Here is a 17,692-nt window from a genome sequence, read left to right on the forward strand (position 1 = left end):
CTGACGGCGATAACCCGTCTTCGGACCGGGTACACATCCACGGCCTGCCTCCGGCAGGTGGGCCGACCGCGAGAGAGCGAAGCGCACGACATGAACGACCACGTCACCGATCCCGCGACAGAGGCCTTCGTCGCCCACCGCAACCTGCTGTTCACCGTCGCCTACGAGATGCTCGGTTCCGCGGCGGACGCCGAGGACGTCCTCCAGGAGACCTGGCTGCGGTGGGTCAAGGCCGACCTGGCGCAGGTGCGGGACCAGCGCGCCTACCTGGTGCGGATCACGACCCGGCAGGCGCTCAACCGGCTGCGCACCCTCAAACGGCGCAAGGAGGCCTACGTGGGCCCCTGGCTGCCCGAGCCCCTGCTCACCGCCCCGGACGTGGCCGAGGACGTCGAACTGTCCGAGAACCTGTCGCTGGCCCTCATGTACATCTTCGAGACCCTCTCACCGACCGAACGGGCCGTCTTCGTACTGCGCGAGGTCTTCGAGTTCGGCTACGACGACATCGGCGGCGCGATCGGCAAGAGCCCCGCCGCCGCACGCCAGATCGCCTACCGCGCACGCCAGCACGTCGACGCCCGCAGACCGCGCACACCGGCTTCCTCGGAAGAAGCCCGGGCGGCGTCGGACTCGTTCCAGCGTGCGCTCGAAACCGGGGATCTGCAGGGGCTGCTCGACGTACTTGCTCGGGACGTCGTCTTCGTCAGCGACGGCGGCGGCCTCAGGCTGGCGGCCCTGCGGCCGGTCGTCGGCGCCGACAAGGTGCTCCGCTACATGGCCGGCAGTGTCGACAAGGCAGGCGGCACCTTCAGCAGCGAGCCCACGACGGTCAACGGCAACCCCGGGCTCATCCTGCGCCTGGGCGACGTGATCGACGGCGTGCTGGCCTTCACGGTGGAGAACGCCCGCGTCACCGCCCTCTACTACGTCCGCAACCCCGAAAAGCTCACCCGCGTCGAGTCGGAAACCCCGCTCACTTCCCGCTGACGCCCCTCGGGGGCGGTACTTGGAACCCGCGCGCCCGACAGCGGCACGTCCTGCGATGGACCGGCGGGCAAGCATGAAGCTGCTCATGCGCCGCAGTTGCCGCACACGCCTAATCCGGAGAACGCTTCCCACTCTCTCCGGCGAGGCCAGCTCGGATGCTCCCGTGGTGGCTTGAACACCAAGCTGCCGTCAGCGAAGCATCCGTGCCGTCGTGCCGCGGCCTGCCGGCCGGGTGGGCCACAGCCTGCGGCGAGTTCGCTCCGGAGGCCATCCGCCCGGTTCCGGCGGCGGAGCAGCTATGCGGCGCAGCACCGTCGAGGGATGCGTCAACGCTGTTGCGCCGACCTCGCCGACCTCGCCGAGGTCGGTCGAGCGAGTGGACGACGGTAGCGACAGAGCGTGACAAATCGATTTCGCTACAAGTTCCGAAATTATTCGGGGCGGCTTCCGGCATGCCGTCGAAACACACCATTCATACGGTCACTCACTATCGGCCGCATAGGACCCATCGGTCGCATTGGGTCCATCAGGCTGAAAAGGCTGCTTTCACCAGAAAGCACATCACTGTCCTCAGCGCCTTCATGTGACAGGAGCCCCGAGTGTCCAACCTCTCCAGACGCGATGCCCTACGGCTGACCGGCGGCATCGCTCTCCTCGGCAGCTTCGCCCTGGCGGGCTGTGGCCGCAGTGACGACACCACCGCGAAAGCCGGCGCCGAGCCCATCGCCAGCTCCCCGGCCACAGGCACCATCACTGTCTGGGCCGCCCAGGGCGATGCGGACGTGCTCGACAAGGTCATCAAGCCTTTCAAGGCGGCGAACCCCGACCTCGACGTGAAGTTCACGCTGATCCCGAACGCCGACTACTACACCAAACTCCAGTCGGCGATCGCGGCGGGCAAGGGGCCCGATGTCGCCCAGTTCTTTCCCGAGTCGCAGGCGCAGTTCCTCGATCCGTCGATCCTCCGGCCAGTTCCGGACGGCCTCGTCGACCCGGACAGCTTCTTCACGAGCCTGTGGGACGCGGGTGTGGTCAAGGACGTCGCCTACACGGTGCCCTGGTACGCGTACACCTACGCGCTCGTCTACCGCTCCGACCTGGCCAGGAAGGCGGGCGTCGAGGCGCCGAAGACATGGGACGAGATGGTGCCGTTCTTCAAGGCGCTTCAGGGCGCCGGAGCCGCGCACGGCCTCGGAGCCGACATCGGCTGGGACATCTTCAACGGCCAGGACGCCGCGATGTACGCCTGGCAGGCGGGCGGTTCGCTGCTGTCCTCGGGCGGCGAGTGGACGCTCGACACTCCGGCGATGGTCGACGCGATCACGTACAACGCGTCGTTCTACACCTCGGGGACCGCCGACACCGCCGGGCCCGGGTTCCTCGACTCACAGCCGTACTTCGTGTCCGGCAGGACGGCCACGATGATCACGGGCCCATGGGTCATCGGCCAGCTCGACGCCGCCGCGAAGAAGGACGGCTGGACGGCGTCCCACGTGGCCACGGCGCCGCTGCCGGCGGGGGCGTCGGGCAGCGTCTCCTTCTCCGCGGGCGGCAGTTGGGGGGTGCTTGCCGACACCGACAACGCGGACGCGTCGTGGAAGCTCATCCGGTACATATCGAGCCCGAGGACGCAGGTGTCGCAGTACAAGGCGTACAGCTCGCTGCCTGCGGTCGTCTCCGCCTGGAAGGACTCCGCCATCGCGGGCCAGCCGCTGCTGGACGCCTTCTTGACGCAGCTGAAGAACACCCAGGCGTTCCCGCAGGTCAGTACCTGGCCGCAGGTCGCGACCCGGCTGGGCAAGGAGATGGAAGCGGTGGCCAAGGGCGAGGAGACCGCCGCGAAGGCCGCCGCGAACCTCCAGTCGTACGCCGACAGCCTCGGCACGGGCACGGAGTGATCCGCGGATGACCGTCACCGTCCTCCAGAAGGTGCCTCGCAGAACTCGTCGTCCTCGGGGCGCCCGTCGAACGGCTGTGGGCTGGCTGTTCCTGGCACCGTTCACCGTCGTGTTCCTGGTCTACACGGCGGTCCCCACCGTCGCCGCGCTCGGGTTCAGCCTCACCGACCTGCGGGGCGCGGATCTGCGTCATCCGTTCGCGGTGGACTTCACCGGACTGGACAACTATCTCCGCCTGTTCCAGGACCAGAGCTTCCTGCGGGACATCCTCAACACCGCCGTCTTCGTGGCCGTCGGCGTGCCACTGACCATGGGGATCGGACTCGCGCTGGCTCTCGCGCTGAACTCCGGCATCCGTCGGCTGCGCGGCGTGTTCCGCACGGTCTTCTTCGCGCCGGTTGTCACGAACGTCGTAGCGGTCGCCCTGATCTGGCAGTACGCCTTCAACGCGGGCGGCACCGTCAACAAGACGCTCGGTGCTGTCGGCTTCGCCGGGCCGAACTGGCTGGACGACCCGAACCTGACCATGCCCGTGGTCATCCTGCTCGGCGTCTGGCGGAACTTCGGCATCGCGATGGTGTTGTTCCTCGCCGGCCTGCAGGCGATTCCGCAGAACGTGTACGAGGCCGCCTCCCTCGACGGGGCCGACCGGTGGCGGCAGTTGAGGCACATCACCCTGCCGCTGCTGCGGCCCACCACTCTCATGGTGTCGGTGCTGCTGACGGTCTTCTATCTCCAGGTGTTCGACGAGCCGTACCTGCTCACCAACGGCGGCCCGCTGGGCTCCACCGAATCGGTGGCGCTGTACACCTACCACCAGTTCGGGGCCGGCGAGTTCGGGATGTCCTCGGCGGCGTCGTTCGTGACGCTCGTGCTCGTGATGCTGGTGAGCGCCGTCCAGTTCCGGCTGCTGAGGCCCCGCACATGACCGCCCTCGCCGCGTTGGAGAACGCCGACATGACCACCGACCGGATCGCGGTGCGCCGCCGGTCCGTCTCCCGGCCCCTGCTGTACGGCGCGCTCGTGCTGTGCGCGCTGCTCACGATGCTTCCGTTCGTCTGGGTGATCAGCGGCTCGTTGCGCAGTCTCGACGAGATCCGCTCCGACCCCGGTGCCTGGGTCCCTCAGCACCTCACCTTCGACAACTTCGCGCGGCTGTTCACCACAGAGGGCTTCGGCCGGTTCCTGGTCAACAGCGTCGTGGTCGCGGTCATGGTGGTGGCCGGCAACATCGTGGCGGCGTCGGCCGCCGGCTACGCACTCGCCAAGCTCGACTTCGCCGGCAGGCGGATCGCGTTCGCCGCGGTGATGGGCGCGATGATGATGCCGCTCACCTCGGTGTTCGTCACGCAGTTCGTGATCACGGTCGACCTGGGCCTGGCGGACACCCTCACCGGTGTCGCGCTGCCGAGCGTGGCGCTGCCGTTGTCGGTCTTCATCATGCGGCAGTACGCGATGTCGATCCCCGACGAACTGCTCGAAGCGGCCCGGATCGACGGCGCGGGGGAGTTCCGGATCTTCTTCGGGATCTTTCTCCCGCTGGCCGGACCCGCTGTCGCGACGATCACGATCATGTCGTTCCTCAGTTCGTGGAACAACTTCCTCTGGCCGCTCATCGTCGCCCAGAGCATGTCCAGTTACACACTGCCGGTGGGCCTGGCCGCCACCAGTCAGGCCGCGGCGCACGTCACCGACTACGGTCTGCTGCTCGCCGGGGCGATCGTCGTGATGCTGCCGGTGCTGGTGCTCTTCCTGTTCCTGCAGCGCTACTTCGTGCAGGGCGTCGCCGGAACGGGAATGCGGTGACCCCCATGGACTCGTTCGACACGCCCGGCGAGCGAAACGAGACGAGGGTCCGCCCGGCCGAAGTTTGGGAGACCGTCACCGTCCGCGCGCCGGCGGGCACGGTCATCGGCCGTCGCACCGGCTCGGTTCGGCGCTTCCTCGGTATTCCGTACGCCGAAGCTCCCACCGGCGCACGGCGGTTCGCAGCGCCGGCCCGCCGCGGCCGGTTCACGGAGCCGTTCGACGCGTCCCGGCACGGTGCCACCGCGCAGCGCGTGCCGCTGTTCGCCACGACCACGGTGCCGGAGCCGTCGGTGCCGGGCGACGACGTGCTGAACCTAGGGATCGTCGCGCCCGACGCCGACGACGACCGCGAGCCCTTCCCGGTTCTGGTGTGGATCCACGGCGGCGGCTTCCTGGCGGGGAGCCCGGCCAGCCCGTGGTACGACGGCCGTGCCTTCGCCCGCGACGGCGTGGTCTGCGTCACCGTCGGCTACCGGCTGGGCGTCGACGGATTCGCCGTACTGGACGGCGTCCCGGCGAACCTCGGGTTGCGCGACCTGCTGCTCGCGCTCGACTGGGTGCAGGACAACATCGCCGCTTTCGGCGGCGATCCGGACCGGGTCACCGTCGCCGGTCAGTCGGCCGGGGGAGCGGCGGTCCTCGCGCTGCTCTCGTCGCCCGCGGGCAGCGGCCGTTTCCACCGTGCCGCCGGCCTGTCCGGTGGCATCTTCGCGGCAGACGGGGACGCGGCACGCGACTTCCTCGGGCGGCTCGGGCACCGGCTTGGTGTGCCGCCGACGCGAGCCGGATTCGCCGACCGCGCCGTGGAGCACATCCAGCAGTGCGTCATCGACCTGCGGGACGAGCAGGGCGACGCCATGCCGGCGCTCGGCCTGTTCGTCGGCGACGACATTCTGCCCGCGCCCATCGCCGACGGACTCACCCGGCACGGACACGCCGTACCGCTGCTGCTCGGCGCCACGGGCGACGAATTCGACGGAGACACCACCACCAGCACAGCAGGCAGCCGCGAGGCAGGCACCCGGGTGACGGACACCCTCTTCCGCGTCGCCTGCCCGCGCGTCGCGGCCTCCCGCCGCGACGCCGCCGCCGGCACCTGGCTGTACTCCTTCGAATGGCCCTCCCCGGTGCTCGGTGGCGCCACGCACTGCGTCGACATCCCGTTCTTCTTCGACGTGCTCGACGCACCCGGAGTCGGTGAAGCGCTCGGGCCGAACCCGCCAGGGGAACTGGCCGCACTGACCCACGCTGATCTGGTCGGGTTCGTACGCGGCCAGGAGCCCGCCTGGGCCAGGGCGACCGGGACACTCGGCGACGCGGCTCGTGAATACGGTCGTCGCGGCGCTGCGCTCACCGCCGACACCACGGGCGTGTTCGATCCGGTGGTACCGGCGGTGTCCGGGGTGGCGGAGGCGTGCTGATGTCCGGAATGAACCAGAGCGCCGTCCGACGCATCAACACCTCGGTCATCCTGCGCGCACTGGCGGTGTCGGCCGGGCCCATCACGCTGACCGAGCTCGCCGAGCAGGTCGGCCTCTCCCGCCGCACCATCGAGGTCGTCCTGGACTCGCTCGTCGAGGCGGGCTGGGTGACCGAACTGGACCGCGTGCCGACCAGTGGCTGTGCAGGGCGCCCGGCCCGCCGGTACGAACTGCGGGCCGAACACGCGCTGCTGGCGGCCGTGCGCATCACCACCCTGGACGCGTCCGCGGTCATCGCCGACGTACGCGGCCGTGTCGTCGGCCGGGCGCACCGGCCGCTGCGCGCCTACCAGGATCCGCAGTCCACGCTCGACGACGCGGCGGCACTCGTGCTGGAGGCGCTCGACGACGCGGGCGGGTCGGCGAACCGTCTTCGGGCCGGTGCTGTCGCGAGCGGTGGCGCGATCGACGACGACGGGGTCGTACGACGCCTGGTGCACACGACGCGCTGGGAAGGCGTGAACCTCCCCGAGGAACTCGCGCAGCGGGTCCCGATGCCCTGGTTCGCCGACAACGACACCAATCTCGGTGCCCTCGCGGAGCGTTGGCGGGGCGTGGCCGGCGATCACGACAACGTCGTATGGGCGATACTCGGGAACCGGACCGGCCTGGGCATCCTCATCCGAGGCGCCGTGCACAGGGGGCTCGACGGTGCCGCCGGCGAGATCGTCGAAGCGGTATCGATGCCGACCGGCTCGGTGGAGAACCGCCCGGTGGCAGGGCTCACCTCCCCGGAACCGGATCGACGCAGGGTCGCGCTCGACCGCTTCGACGCGGCTCGTGCCGGTGATGCGACAGCGCTCGCCGAGGTGGACGAATTCGTGGAGAACATCGCGTCGATCCTCACGACCCTGTCGTGGACGGTCGCGCCGTCGCTCATCGTGCTCGGCGGCGGTCTGGAGGACGCGGCCGATGTGCTGCTGCCCCGGGTGCGCAAGGCGATGCACGACGCCCGCACCCCCGCGGTCGAGCTGCGTGCCACGTGTCTGGGGCGCGATGCCGACCTCATCGGCGCCGTCAAGCTGGCACTCGATTCGATGGACACGCAGCTGTTCGGCCCGCTCGCCCCGAGCGCGTGAACGCTCACCACCAGCGGAAGCAGGACAGCGTGGCAGACGTCAGTACCAGGCAGCAGTACAGGACAGGAGTCTCCCTTTGACCGGCACCACTCGCACCAGCGTCCTCGTCGTGGGCAGCGGCATCATGGGATCAGTCGTGGCCAGACTGCTGCGCGACACCGATCCGGCGCTGGACATCACGATGGTCGAGGGTGGCAGTGCGATCGGCGAGGTCCCCGGCCTGCACCTGCACGACGTCGACGATCCGGTTCTCTGGTCGCGCTACAACGAACGGGTCGGCACCGGCATCCAGGGCATGTACACCGGCGCCGAGGTGGTGCGCGATGCCGCGGGCAGCCTCGACGATCTGACACCCGGCATGTTCCACGCGCTTGCCTTCGGAGAGGGCGCCGAGGCGATGCCCGCGACAGCGCTCGCGTGGAACGCCGGTGGCATGGGCGTGCACTGGACCGCCGCGACGCCCTGGCCCGCCGGGGACGAGGTGTTCGACTTCGGCGCCCCGGCCCGCTGGGCGACGGACCTGGACACCGCGCGCCGGGTGCTCGCGGTCACCCCGTCCGCGATCGGTCCGACCGACGTCGGCCGGATCGTGCTCGACGTACTGCGTCGGCGCTTCGACGGCATCGGACCGGACGACCGGCGGCCACAGCCGATGCCCATGGCCGTCACCACGCCGGCATCGGGCCCCATGCCGCGCACGGCTCCGGGGACGATCTTCCCCGCGATGGCGACCGGCGAGGACCCGGCCTTCACCCTGCTGACCGGTACCCTCGCGACCGCTCTCATCGTCTCGGACGGCCGGGTCGCCGGCGCCCGGCTGCGTCGCATCGCCGACGGCGCCGAGTCGCAACTCCTCGCGGACGTCGTGGTGGTGTGCGCCGACGCGCTGCGCACCCCGCAATTGCTCTTCGCCTCGGGCATCCGGCCCGAAGCACTGGGCCGCTACCTCAACGAGCACGCGTTCATCACCGCCCGGGTACTGCTCGACCCCGACCGGTTCGGCATCGGGCTCGACGCCCTGCCCCTGCCGCGCGTGGGCGAGTTCAGCACGGATTCGCTCTGGCTGCCCCAGAACGGAGCGGCGCAGCCGTTCCACGGCCAGATCATGAACCGAACGTACGTGGACGAAGACGGCCGCCCCCTCGCCCACTCCGTGGGCCTCTCGCTGTACGTGCCTGTCGAGTCGCGCCCCGAGAACCGGCTGGTGTTCTCGCCGACCGAGACCGACCTCGCAGGCATGCCCCGAATCGGTGTCGAGTTCGGCTACTCCGACGCGGACCGCACGTTGCTCGGCCGGGCACTCGACGACATCCAGTCGATTGCCGAGGAATTCGGCCCCTTCGATCCCGCGACGGAGCGTGCGCTGCTCCCGCCCGGCTCGTCGTTGCACCTGACCGGCACCGTCCGCTCCGGCCCGGTCGACGACGGCACCAGCGTGTGCGGCCCGGACGGCCGGGTGTGGGGCTACGACAACCTGTACCTCGCGGGCAACGGCGTGATCCCCACAGCGATGGCCGCCAACGTCACCCTGACCGGCGCGGTGACGGCCGTACGGGCCGCCCGGGCCGTCGCCGCCCGGACCGCCGCGCTCGCCGCGCATCGAGAGGAAGTCCGATCATGATCGACATCGCAAAGGAATACCGGGTGGTGCTCCCGACGTGGATCGACGACGAACTGGCCGCCGTCCCCGCTGTCATTCCCGACCGTGACGACCGGATGCGCCTCGTGCACCGGCTGGCCGACCGCAACTGGCGTGAGGGCAACGGCGGCCCGTTCGCGGCACTCGTCGCCGAGCGGGACACCGGCCGGATCGTCTCGGTCGGCGTGAACGTCGTACTCGCCTCCGGCGTCTCCAGCGCGCACGCCGAAGTCGTCGCCCTCGGACTGGCCCAGACGGCGACGGGCGGCTGGGACCTCGGTGGTGACGGAATGCCGGCGCACGAGCTGGTGGTGAACTGGCGTCCGTGCATCCAGTGCTACGGCGCGGCGATGTGGTCCGGGGTGCGCGGCCTCGTGGTCGCCGGCGAGGGCCCGGAACTGGAGGAGATCACCACGTTCGACGAGGGTCCGCTCGGCGCGGACTGGGCCGAGCAGTTCCAGGCGCGCGGCATCGAGGTCGTGCGGGACGTGCTCCGGGACGAGGCGCTCGCGGTGTTCCGCGGCTACCGGGAGGCCGTCGACGCCGACGGCATCGTCGTCTACAACGCGCGCGCAGGCGCCGAATGATTCCGCCGATCCGAATGGAGAGACTCCCGTGGCACCACGCTTCGCCACCGACATCGTGACCTTCTACCATCCCGGATTCTGGGGCCTCGAATCCGCAGACGCCTTTCGCGACTGGGCCGTCAAGAACCCCGAGCGTTTCTGGGACCGGACGATGGACGCGTTGGCCGAGGCCGGTGTCACCGGCATCGAGCTGACCTTCGCGCCGGGCGACATCGACTCGGTCCTGCGCGCGTTCGGCGACGCGTCGTCGTTCCGCCATGAGTTGCGGGCCCGCGGCCTGTCGGTCGTGAGCGCCTTCATCGCCGAGAGCGAATGCCCCGACTGGCGGGACAGCGACAGCCTGCCCGCGATAGTGGCCGATGCCGAGCGACGTGCGTCCTTCCTCGCCGACGTGGGCGCCGGACTTCTCGTCGCCGGGCTGCCCATGCGTGCGACGTCGGGGACGCGCCCGCCCTTCTTCGTCGACGCCGCGTACATGACCCGGATGGCAGACATCGCCCACATCGTCGGCGAGGCCGTCGCACAGCATGGGGTGAAGCTCGCCTTCCACACCGAGTCGAACAGCACCCTCTGGTACGAGAGGGACATCGACCTGTTCATGGCGCTGACCGATCCGCGCTACGTGTGGCTGTGCCCCGACTCCTGCCACATCGCCCTCGGGGGAGGCGACCCCGTCGCCGTCGCGCGTCGCCACTCCCAACGCATCGCACTGGCGCACTGGAAGGACGCGGTCAAGCCGATCGACGTCGAACTCACCATCGACGAAACGGTCTTCGCCCAACAGCAGCCCTACATGACCGAACTGGGTACGGGCATCGTGGACTGGAGAGGATGGGCCGCCGCGATGTCACTCACCCCCGGCGCCGACATCGTGCTCATCGAGCTGGACGAGGCGGCCGATCCCGTCGCCGCGCTCCGGACAGGGACGGCCGTGGCGAAGGGGATACGGGCAGACGCCGGGCTTCTCTCCTGAGCCGGTTGGCCGTCGCCCTCAGCGGTGGATCCCGGAGGAAGTGGATGCCGCGCGACCTGCGCCGCCCCGAAACTGGGCAGGGAACACGGGCCGGCCGGCGGCCCTTCGCCAAATGATCACAGTCTGGAAGGACGCACGACAGTGAAGTCTCACATTGCCACCTCGACGCCCAAGTTCACCGTGCCGGCCGTCGACATCTCCCCCTACATCGGAGACGGTACGGACGAGGAGCGGGCGAGTGTGGCACGGCTGATCGACGCCGCGTGTGCCGAGGTGGGGTTCATCCAGATCCTCGGGCACGGCGTTCCGCAGCACGCGCTCGACGGTCTGAAGGGGGCGATGGACGCCTTCTTCGCGCTGCCGCTGGAGGCGAAGAAGGCGTACCGCGTCGGCGGCGCCAACCGCGGATACAGCCCCCCGAAGAGCGAGTCGCTGAGCCTGAGCCTGGGACTTGAGTCGGCCTCGCGGATGAACGATTTCTTCGAGGCCTTCAACGTCGGTGTCGAGGCGCGTTCCTTCCCGCCCGAACTCGGCCTGTCCGAGGACGACTTCGGAATCAACGTGTGGCCGGACATCGAGGAGTTCACGCCTCGGGTGGAGGCCTACTTCGGTCACGCCTCACGGGTGGCACGCACGCTGGCGCGGATCTTCGCGGACGCCCTCGGCCTGACACCCGACTTCTTCGACGCGATCACCGGGCACTCCATCGACGTGCTCCGTATGAACAACTACGCCCTGCCCGAAGGCACCGTGGACCTGGACGGCGAGCTGATGGGCATGGGCGAACACACCGACTACGGGATCGTCACCGTGCTGTGGGCCGACCAGGTTCCCGGGCTCCAGGTGCTCGACCGCCACGGCACCTGGCACGACGTGGCGCCCGCGGACGGCGCTCTGCTCGTGAACCTCGGTGATCTCACGGCCCGGCTGACCAACGACCGGTGGATGTCGACGCTGCACCGCGTCAAGCCGCCTGTCGTCGACGGGACGATCCTGCGGCGCCGCTCGGCCGCCTTCTTCCACGACGGGAACCCGGACGCGGTCATCGAGACGCTCCCCGCCCTGCTCGACGCGGACCACGGTCTCGCCTACGAACCGGTCACCGTCCGAGAGCACATCAGGGCCAAGCTGAACGGTTCGCGGCAGGGCAAGAAGAACGTGGCCGCGGTCCGCGAGGCCGCACGCGCCCGGGCCGCCACCGAGTGAACCGCCCCGCACCCAGGCAGTCGCCCCGGGTCACTCAAGGCCCGGGCCAGACGGCCGAGGCGTCGTCGCGGTGGGGGTCGGGCAGGCGGATCGGGCGTACGGGGATCGTACGGCTGTGTTCTTCGGTCACGGCTGCCCATGGGGCGGAGTGCCCGGAGTAGCACAGGGCTGTCAGGGCGAAGACGTTGTCGGCGTACACCTCGACGTATTCGCCGATCGTGAGGATGCGGAGGGTGGCGGCGGGTTCGGTCAGGACGGTCTCGCCGAGCCGGAGGCCGCCCGGGCCGGTGATCCACAGGTTCTTGCCGTCGCAGCCGACGGAGAGGGCGGGGCGGCCGTCGCCCAGGGCTTCGGTGCGGAGGGTGATTTCGACCGGCCCGGTGATGCCGATGTCGCCGACCGCGTGGAGGGCGGGCCGGTCGGTCTCCTCGCCGAGCCAGACGTTCAGGCCGGTCCACCATTCCAGGCGGGGCGCCAAATCCTCCCGTACGACAAGGGACTTGGGCTGGGCCAGCATGCCGCGGCAGCGCTCCCCGGTGTCGGTGAGGCCGACCTGACGGGGCGTGGTGTGCACGACGACCCGGGAGCCGTCGGGCGCGGCGACGACACGGGGGGCGTACGAGCCGGTCGGGCCGAGGGGGCCGCGGCGGGTCCAGGGGCCGCGCAGGCGGGGGGCTGTCCACGCCTCGAAACCGCGGGTGGCGCCGATGGAGCCGAGCAGCAGCCAGCCGCCGTCGTCGAGGCGTTCCAGGACCGGGCACTCCAACTCGTCGACGTCCCCGGGTGAGACGAGCGGCGGGTGGACCGTCCAGTGCTCAAGGTCGGTGGACGTGGCCAGCGCCACGCAACCGCTGACCTCCACCGGCAGCGAGGCGTCGCTCGCGCAGACGGCCATCACCCAGCCCTCGCCCTCGTCGTCGCGCACGACGAACGGGTCGCGCCAGCCCATGCGTTCACCGGTGCGGTACCAGCGCGGGTCCGCCTCGACGACCGGACCGGTGCCGTGGCGCCGCCAGCCCGTGCCGTCGGTGCGGTCGGAGTACGCGAGGCCGACGGACTGCAGGGGCCAGCCGTCCGCCGTCAACCCGCTCACTCCCGTGTAGAACATGGCCATTCCGCCGTCGTGCCGCAGCGGGTGCATGGTCCACACGGCCTGCTGGTCGAAGCGGCCGGGCAGCCCGTTGCCGAAGGCGGTGCCCTGGGGCTGCCAGCGGACCAGGTCGGAGGAGGTCGCCCGGCCGTAGGAGGTCTCCATCCGCAGGTGGTCGAACTCCGCCGTCCAGGGCCCCTGCAGGTGCAGCACCGTGTACGTGCCGTTCTCGTCGCGCAGCAGGGCGAAGTCGTTCACGCAGAGGCCGGGCGGGGCGTATCGCATGCACAGTTCCTGTCGGCTCACAGCGCCCAAACGCATGCGCTGACCATTGACCAAAGCGGTATCTCTTGGGAATCGGCCCAAGTAAATATGAACGCAAACGCTTGCGCAACAGCGAGGCCAGGTTTACGGTCACGTCACTCGCAGATCACACCGCCGTGAAATCAACGGGAGGAACTGAGCCGTGACGGCCAGCATCAACGACGTCGCCCGCGCCGCCGGCGTCTCCGCGTCCACCGTGTCCCGCGCCCTGCGCGGCCGGGCAGGCGTCTCCGACGAGGTGCGGGACCGGATCGCGTCCGTCGCCGCACAGCTCGGCTACACCGCGTCCCGCTCCGCCTCCAGCCTGGCCAGCGGTCGCACATTCACCATCGGGGTCGTCGTCCCGTACGTGGGCCGCTGGTTCTTCGGCACCGTGCTCGACGCGGCGGAGCAGGTGTTCAGCGCCGCCGGGTACGACGTTCTGCTGTACAACCTGGGCACGCCCGAGACCCGCAAGCGCTTCTTCGCGAAGCTGCCGGTCCGCAAGCGGGTGGACGCGGTGCTGTCGCTGCTCATCCCCGACGAGGGGGAGTCCGCGGCGCTGCGCTCCCTCGGAGTGCCGCTGGCCAGCACGGTCGGCGGCGCCCGGCCCGGCTTCACGGTGGTCGGCATCGACGACCGGGCCGGCGCGGAGAGCGCCGTACGGCATCTGGTGAACCTCGGCCACCGCCGGATCGGCACGATCAGCGGATCCAGCGGGCCGCTGCACTGGACCACGCCCATCGAGCGCCGCCGCGCGTATCTCGACGTCCTGGCCGAGGCCGGGATAGAGCACGACCCGGCCCTGGAGGCGGACGGCGACTACACCCTCGAGGGCGGCGAGCGGGCGATGACCGAGCTGCTGGCCGCCTCCCGCCCGCCCACCGCCGTGTTCGCACAGTCCGACGAAATGGCGATGGGCGCGCTCCGGGCCCTGCGCCGCCACCGGCTGAAGGTCCCGGACGACGTGTCCGTCGTCGGCTTCGACGACCACGAACTCGCCGACGTGATCGGGCTGACCACCGTCGCCCAGCCGGTCGCGGGCCAGGGCGCCGAGGCCGCCCGCCTGCTGCTGCGCCAGCTCGACGAACCCGACGCCGAACACCCCGGCCACGTCCAGATGCCCATCCACCTGGTCCTGCGCGAGACCACCGCCCCGCCCCGTCCACGCGGACCGCAGTAACACCCCCCTCTGAGCCACACACCCCGCGCCTCGACAGCGCTCCCACACCTCGAATCCACGCCACAGCACGGAGGCACAGACCATGAGCTCGACCAACAGAAGGCACCGCCGCACGGCCTGTACGGGCCTGGCCCTGCTCCCTCTCGTGGCACTGGCCGCCTGTGGCGGAGGCAGTGGCACCGACGCCTCGGCGGACGCCGGCAGCGGCAAGGGCACCATCAGCGTCTGGGCCCACCAGGGCCAGAAGAGCGAGGACGCCGCCGTGCAGGCCGCGGTGAAGTCCTTCAACTCCTCGCAGAGCGACATCAAGGTCGAGCTGAAGCTGATACCCGGCAACGACTACACCAAGACCATCACCGCCACCAGCGCCTCCGAGCTGCCGGACGTGATGGAGTTCGACGGCCCGACCATGGCGAACTTCGTCTACAACAAGAAGCTCGCCCCCGTCGACGACTACGTCTCCGCCAAGACGATGTCCAACGCCACCGACGCGAGCAAGTCCCAGGGTGCGATCGGCGGCAAGCACTACGGCCTGGGCATGTACGACTCGGGCCTGGGGATCTACGGCAACAAGAAGCTGCTCGACGCGGCCGGCGTGAAGTACCCGACCAGCCTGTCCGACGACTGGACGGCCGAGCAGTTCACCGCCGCGCTCAAGGCGTTGAAGGCCAAGGACTCCGACGGCAAGACCCTCGACATCCAGGAGGGCAACGGCCTGGCCACCGAGTGGGGGACCTACGGCTTCGCCCCCGTCGTCTGGTCGGCCGGCGGCTCGCTGATCAAGGGCGACAAGGCGGAAGGCGCCCTCGACACGCCGGCCGTCGTCTCGGCACTGAAGACCGTCCAGTCCTGGAAGACCTACGTCGACCCCAACACCGACGGCAACGCCTTCGCCAAGGACCGCGTCGCCCTGAGCTGGGTCGGCCACTGGATGTACCCCACCTACAGCAAGGCCCTCGGCGACGACCTCGTCGTCCTGCCGCTGCCCGACTTCGGCAACGGTCCCAAGACCGGCCAGGGCTCCTGGGCGTGGGGCATCGGCGCCGACACCAAGAACGCCAAGGCCGCCGGCACCTTCATGGACTACCTGCTCAACGACGCCAACGTCACCGCGATGACGACGGCCAACGGCGCCCCGCCCGCCACGAAGACCGCGCTCGCCGCGAGCCCCCTGTACAAGGAGGGCGGCCCGCTCCAGCTCTTCGCCGACCAGCTCGCCAAGCCCTGCGGCGACAGCGACATCACCAAGTCCTGCGTCGCCGTCACCCGCCCGGTGACCGCCGGATACCCCACCATCACCGCCAAGTTCAGCGAGGCCCTCAACTCGATCTACGGCGGAGCCGACGCGAAGAGCGCTCTGGAGAAGGCCGCCCGCGCCATCGACCAGGACTTCTCCGACAACGCCGGCTACAAGATCCCGTAGGACCATCGGCCAGGGGCGGGACGGTACAGACCGCGCCCGCCCCCGCCGGGAACAGGACCCATCCGTGACATCCGTCGAACCGGCGCACGCCGCGCCCCACGCCCGGGAGAAGGCCCCACCCGTGACCGCCGCCAAGCCCGCGCGTCCTGTGCGTCCGGCGCGTTCCGTGCGCAAGAACCGCGACTGGCTGCACGGCCTGCTCATGTCCACGCCCGCCGTCGCCGGACTCATAGCCTTCGTGGGCATCCCGTTCGGATACGCCGTCGTCCTCTCCTTCTACAACGTCCGCCTCGGCTCCCCGCTCGCGCCCACCTTCTTCGGCCTGGAGCAGTACCGGCGGCTGTTCACCGACCCCGACCTGTCCGGCCCCTTCCTGCGGGCCCTGCTGAACAACCTGACCTTCGCCGTGGTCGTCGTCCCTGTCCAGACGGGCCTGGCGCTGGGGCTGGCGATCCTGCTGAACCGCAAGCTCAAGGCGATCGGACTGTTCCGGTCCCTCTTCTTCATGCCGGTCGTCTTCCCGATGGCGCTGGTCGCCGTGATCTGGCGGCTCATCCTCGCCCGCAGCGACCAGGGCATGCTCAACTCCGCCCTGCACGCGGTGAGTTTCGGCAACTGGGGCGCCTTCGACTGGCTGGGCGACTCCGCCACCGCGATGGCCTCGATCATCGTGCTGTCCATCTGGCAGGGCGTCGGCTTCCAGATGGTCATCCTCCTCGCCGGCCTCCAGCAGATACCGGGTGAGCTCTACGAGGCCGCCGACCTCGACCGCGCGAGCCGCTGGCAGCAGTTCCGCCACATCACACTGCCCGGCATCCGCGGCACCCTCGTCTTCGTCGCCATGCTCACCTCGGTGCTCTCCTTCCGGGTCTTCGACCAGGTCTACGTCCTCGTCAAGGGAGGCGGCCTCAACGAGGACGCCGGCCGCACCGTGATGTACCAGGCCGTCACCACCGCCTTCGACCAGAACAACGTCGGCCAGGCAGCCGCGATCACCGTCGTCTTCTTCCTGATCGTCGTCGCCCTGACCCTCATCCAGCGCCGCGTCGTCCGGCCCGACAACGAGGACTGACCATGAGCACCCACACGGGCGGCCTCACCCGCACACCTCTGCGCCGCTTTCTCGACTACGCCGTCCTCAGCGTGCTGGCGTTCATCTTCGTGATGCCCGTCCTCTACCTGTTGATAGGCAGCCTCAAGCCGTCCGACGAAGTGCTGAACGGCCTGTCCGGCTTCCTGCCCACCCATCTGTCCTTCGACAACTACTCCAACGTCCTGAGCAGCCTCAACTCCGACAGCACCGGCTACTTCTGGCGCTTCATGGGCATCTCGCTGCTGCTCGCGTTCGTGGTGGTGACGGGTGGCCTGTTCGTCAACTCGATGGCGGCGTACGGGCTTTCACGGCTGAAGTGGCGCGGCCGCAACGCCGTCTTCACCCTCATCCTGCTGCTGATGCTCGTCCCGTTCGAGTCGGTGGCCGTCCCGCTCTTCTACATGTTCAACGACCAGCGCAACACGCTCTTCATCCAGGCGATCCCGTTCATCGCCAACGCTTTCTCCGTCTACCAGTTCCACACCTTCTTCCGCTCGATCCCGCCGAGCATCGAGGAGGCCGCCCGCATCGACGGCGCGGGCCCCTGGCGCACGTTCTTCGCGATCATCGTGCCGATGTCGAAGCCGGCCTTCGCGTCCGTGGCGATCCTGACCTTCCTCACCCAGTGGGGGTCCTTCCTCTGGCCCGTCCTGATGGTCTCCGACCCCTCGGTACGCCCGCTGCCCCTGGAGATGAGTGTCTTCCAGGCCCAACTGCCCCCGGACTGGGGCCAGATCCTCGCCTTCGGCGTCCTCCTGGTCCTGCCCGTGCTGATCGTCTTCGCGTTCTTCCAGCGCTGGTTCGTGCAGGGAGTCGCCAGCTCGGCCGTCAAGGGCTGAGGGCTGTTGCGGACGGGAGGGACGAGCACGAGGAGAACTCCCTGGCCTCGTGGCTCGTGGCCTCGCGGAGGCCGATCACGTGTACGTGTGGGCCGACGGCAT

At 69.7% G+C, this 17,692-nt stretch carries 15 protein-coding genes; 14 read left to right on the forward strand and 1 reads right to left on the reverse strand.

All coding sequences use genetic code 11. The features are described 5' to 3' along the window. The first annotated feature begins 90 nt into the window (after positions 1-90). The 10 genes from AOK17_RS16840 (at position 91) to AOK17_RS16885 (ending at position 11,659) form a co-directional block, all read left to right on the forward strand. Positions 91-987: an RNA polymerase sigma-70 factor gene (locus AOK17_RS16840; protein WP_055613286.1), complete on the forward strand. Its 897-nt coding sequence runs from the start codon at positions 91-93 to the stop codon at positions 985-987. Positions 988-1,586: 599 nt separating this feature from the next. Then, positions 1,587-2,885, forward strand: coding sequence for an extracellular solute-binding protein (locus AOK17_RS16845; RefSeq protein WP_055613287.1), 1,299 nt, complete (start codon positions 1,587-1,589; stop codon positions 2,883-2,885). 7 nt (positions 2,886-2,892) lie between these two features. Then, positions 2,893-3,813 carry a carbohydrate ABC transporter permease gene (locus tag AOK17_RS16850; RefSeq protein ID WP_055613288.1) on the forward strand — a complete coding sequence of 307 codons (921 nt, stop codon included), beginning with the start codon at positions 2,893-2,895 and terminating at the stop codon, positions 3,811-3,813. Then, positions 3,810-4,691, forward strand: coding sequence for a carbohydrate ABC transporter permease (locus AOK17_RS16855; RefSeq protein WP_055613289.1), 882 nt, complete (start codon positions 3,810-3,812; stop codon positions 4,689-4,691). The genes AOK17_RS16850 and AOK17_RS16855 overlap by 4 nt, the downstream gene beginning before the upstream one ends. Before the next feature lie 5 nt (positions 4,692-4,696). Beyond that, positions 4,697-6,115, forward strand: a complete 1,419-nt coding sequence (locus AOK17_RS16860) for a carboxylesterase family protein (RefSeq protein WP_079053063.1) — start codon at positions 4,697-4,699, stop codon at positions 6,113-6,115. Positions 6,116-6,123: 8 nt separating this feature from the next. Next, the gene (locus tag AOK17_RS16865; RefSeq protein WP_206190774.1) at positions 6,124-7,254 is read left to right on the forward strand and encodes an ROK family transcriptional regulator; all 1,131 of its coding nucleotides are present in this window, start codon (positions 6,124-6,126) and stop codon (positions 7,252-7,254) included. Between the two features lie 76 nt (positions 7,255-7,330). Beyond that, positions 7,331-8,875, forward strand: a complete 1,545-nt coding sequence (locus tag AOK17_RS16870) for a GMC oxidoreductase (protein ID WP_055613291.1) — start codon at positions 7,331-7,333, stop codon at positions 8,873-8,875. Next, on the forward strand, positions 8,872-9,480 hold the full coding sequence (locus AOK17_RS16875) for a nucleoside deaminase (RefSeq protein WP_055613292.1): 609 nt from the start codon (positions 8,872-8,874) through the stop codon (positions 9,478-9,480). Before AOK17_RS16870 ends, AOK17_RS16875 begins: the two co-directional genes overlap by 4 nt. Before the next feature lie 28 nt (positions 9,481-9,508). Next, entirely contained in the window at positions 9,509-10,453 is a 945-nt protein-coding gene (locus tag AOK17_RS16880) for a sugar phosphate isomerase/epimerase family protein (protein ID WP_055613293.1), read from the forward strand. A gap of 141 nt (positions 10,454-10,594) precedes the next feature. Continuing rightward, a complete protein-coding gene (locus AOK17_RS16885) occupies positions 10,595-11,659 on the forward strand; it encodes an isopenicillin N synthase family dioxygenase (protein ID WP_245697197.1) in 1,065 nt (354 codons plus the stop codon). A gap of 34 nt (positions 11,660-11,693) precedes the next feature. Here the strand turns inward: AOK17_RS16885 and AOK17_RS16890 are convergent, their stop codons facing one another. Further along, on the reverse strand, positions 11,694-13,034 hold the full coding sequence (locus AOK17_RS16890; protein ID WP_055613294.1) for a glycoside hydrolase family protein: 1,341 nt from the start codon (positions 13,032-13,034) through the stop codon (positions 11,694-11,696). Positions 13,035-13,215: 181 nt separating this feature from the next. Between AOK17_RS16890 and AOK17_RS16895 the strand changes: the two genes are divergently transcribed. The 4 genes from AOK17_RS16895 (at position 13,216) to AOK17_RS16910 (ending at position 17,590) form a co-directional block, all read left to right on the forward strand. After that, the gene (locus AOK17_RS16895; protein ID WP_055613295.1) at positions 13,216-14,235 is read left to right on the forward strand and encodes a LacI family DNA-binding transcriptional regulator; all 1,020 of its coding nucleotides are present in this window, start codon (positions 13,216-13,218) and stop codon (positions 14,233-14,235) included. Positions 14,236-14,317: 82 nt separating this feature from the next. Beyond that, positions 14,318-15,658 carry an ABC transporter substrate-binding protein gene (locus tag AOK17_RS16900; protein ID WP_055613296.1) on the forward strand — a complete coding sequence of 447 codons (1,341 nt, stop codon included), beginning with the start codon at positions 14,318-14,320 and terminating at the stop codon, positions 15,656-15,658. Positions 15,659-15,722: 64 nt separating this feature from the next. Beyond that, positions 15,723-16,730 carry a carbohydrate ABC transporter permease gene (locus AOK17_RS16905; RefSeq protein ID WP_055613297.1) on the forward strand — a complete coding sequence of 336 codons (1,008 nt, stop codon included), beginning with the start codon at positions 15,723-15,725 and terminating at the stop codon, positions 16,728-16,730. A 2-nt stretch (positions 16,731-16,732) separates the two neighbouring features. Then, a complete protein-coding gene (locus AOK17_RS16910; RefSeq protein ID WP_079053064.1) occupies positions 16,733-17,590 on the forward strand; it encodes a carbohydrate ABC transporter permease in 858 nt (285 codons plus the stop codon). Positions 17,591-17,692 lie beyond the last annotated feature (102 nt).

Source organism: Streptomyces phaeochromogenes, from assembly GCF_001418655.1.
In the GTDB taxonomy this organism is placed as follows: domain Bacteria; phylum Actinomycetota; class Actinomycetes; order Streptomycetales; family Streptomycetaceae; genus Streptomyces; species Streptomyces phaeochromogenes.

Coding starts and splice junctions, on each gene's coding strand:
- AOK17_RS16840 (WP_055613286.1), top strand. CDS start 91: ATGAACGACCACGTCACCGATCCCGCGACAGAGGCCTTCGTCGCCCAC.
- AOK17_RS16850 (WP_055613288.1), top strand. CDS start 2,893: ATGACCGTCACCGTCCTCCAGAAGGTGCCTCGCAGAACTCGTCGTCCT.
- AOK17_RS16855 (WP_055613289.1), top strand. CDS start 3,810: ATGACCGCCCTCGCCGCGTTGGAGAACGCCGACATGACCACCGACCGG.
- AOK17_RS16860 (WP_079053063.1), top strand. CDS start 4,697: ATGGACTCGTTCGACACGCCCGGCGAGCGAAACGAGACGAGGGTCCGC.
- AOK17_RS16865 (WP_206190774.1), top strand. CDS start 6,124: ATGAACCAGAGCGCCGTCCGACGCATCAACACCTCGGTCATCCTGCGC.
- AOK17_RS16875 (WP_055613292.1), top strand. CDS start 8,872: ATGATCGACATCGCAAAGGAATACCGGGTGGTGCTCCCGACGTGGATC.
- AOK17_RS16890 (WP_055613294.1), bottom strand. CDS start 13,034: ATGCGATACGCCCCGCCCGGCCTCTGCGTGAACGACTTCGCCCTGCTG.
- AOK17_RS16900 (WP_055613296.1), top strand. CDS start 14,318: ATGAGCTCGACCAACAGAAGGCACCGCCGCACGGCCTGTACGGGCCTG.
- AOK17_RS16910 (WP_079053064.1), top strand. CDS start 16,733: ATGAGCACCCACACGGGCGGCCTCACCCGCACACCTCTGCGCCGCTTT.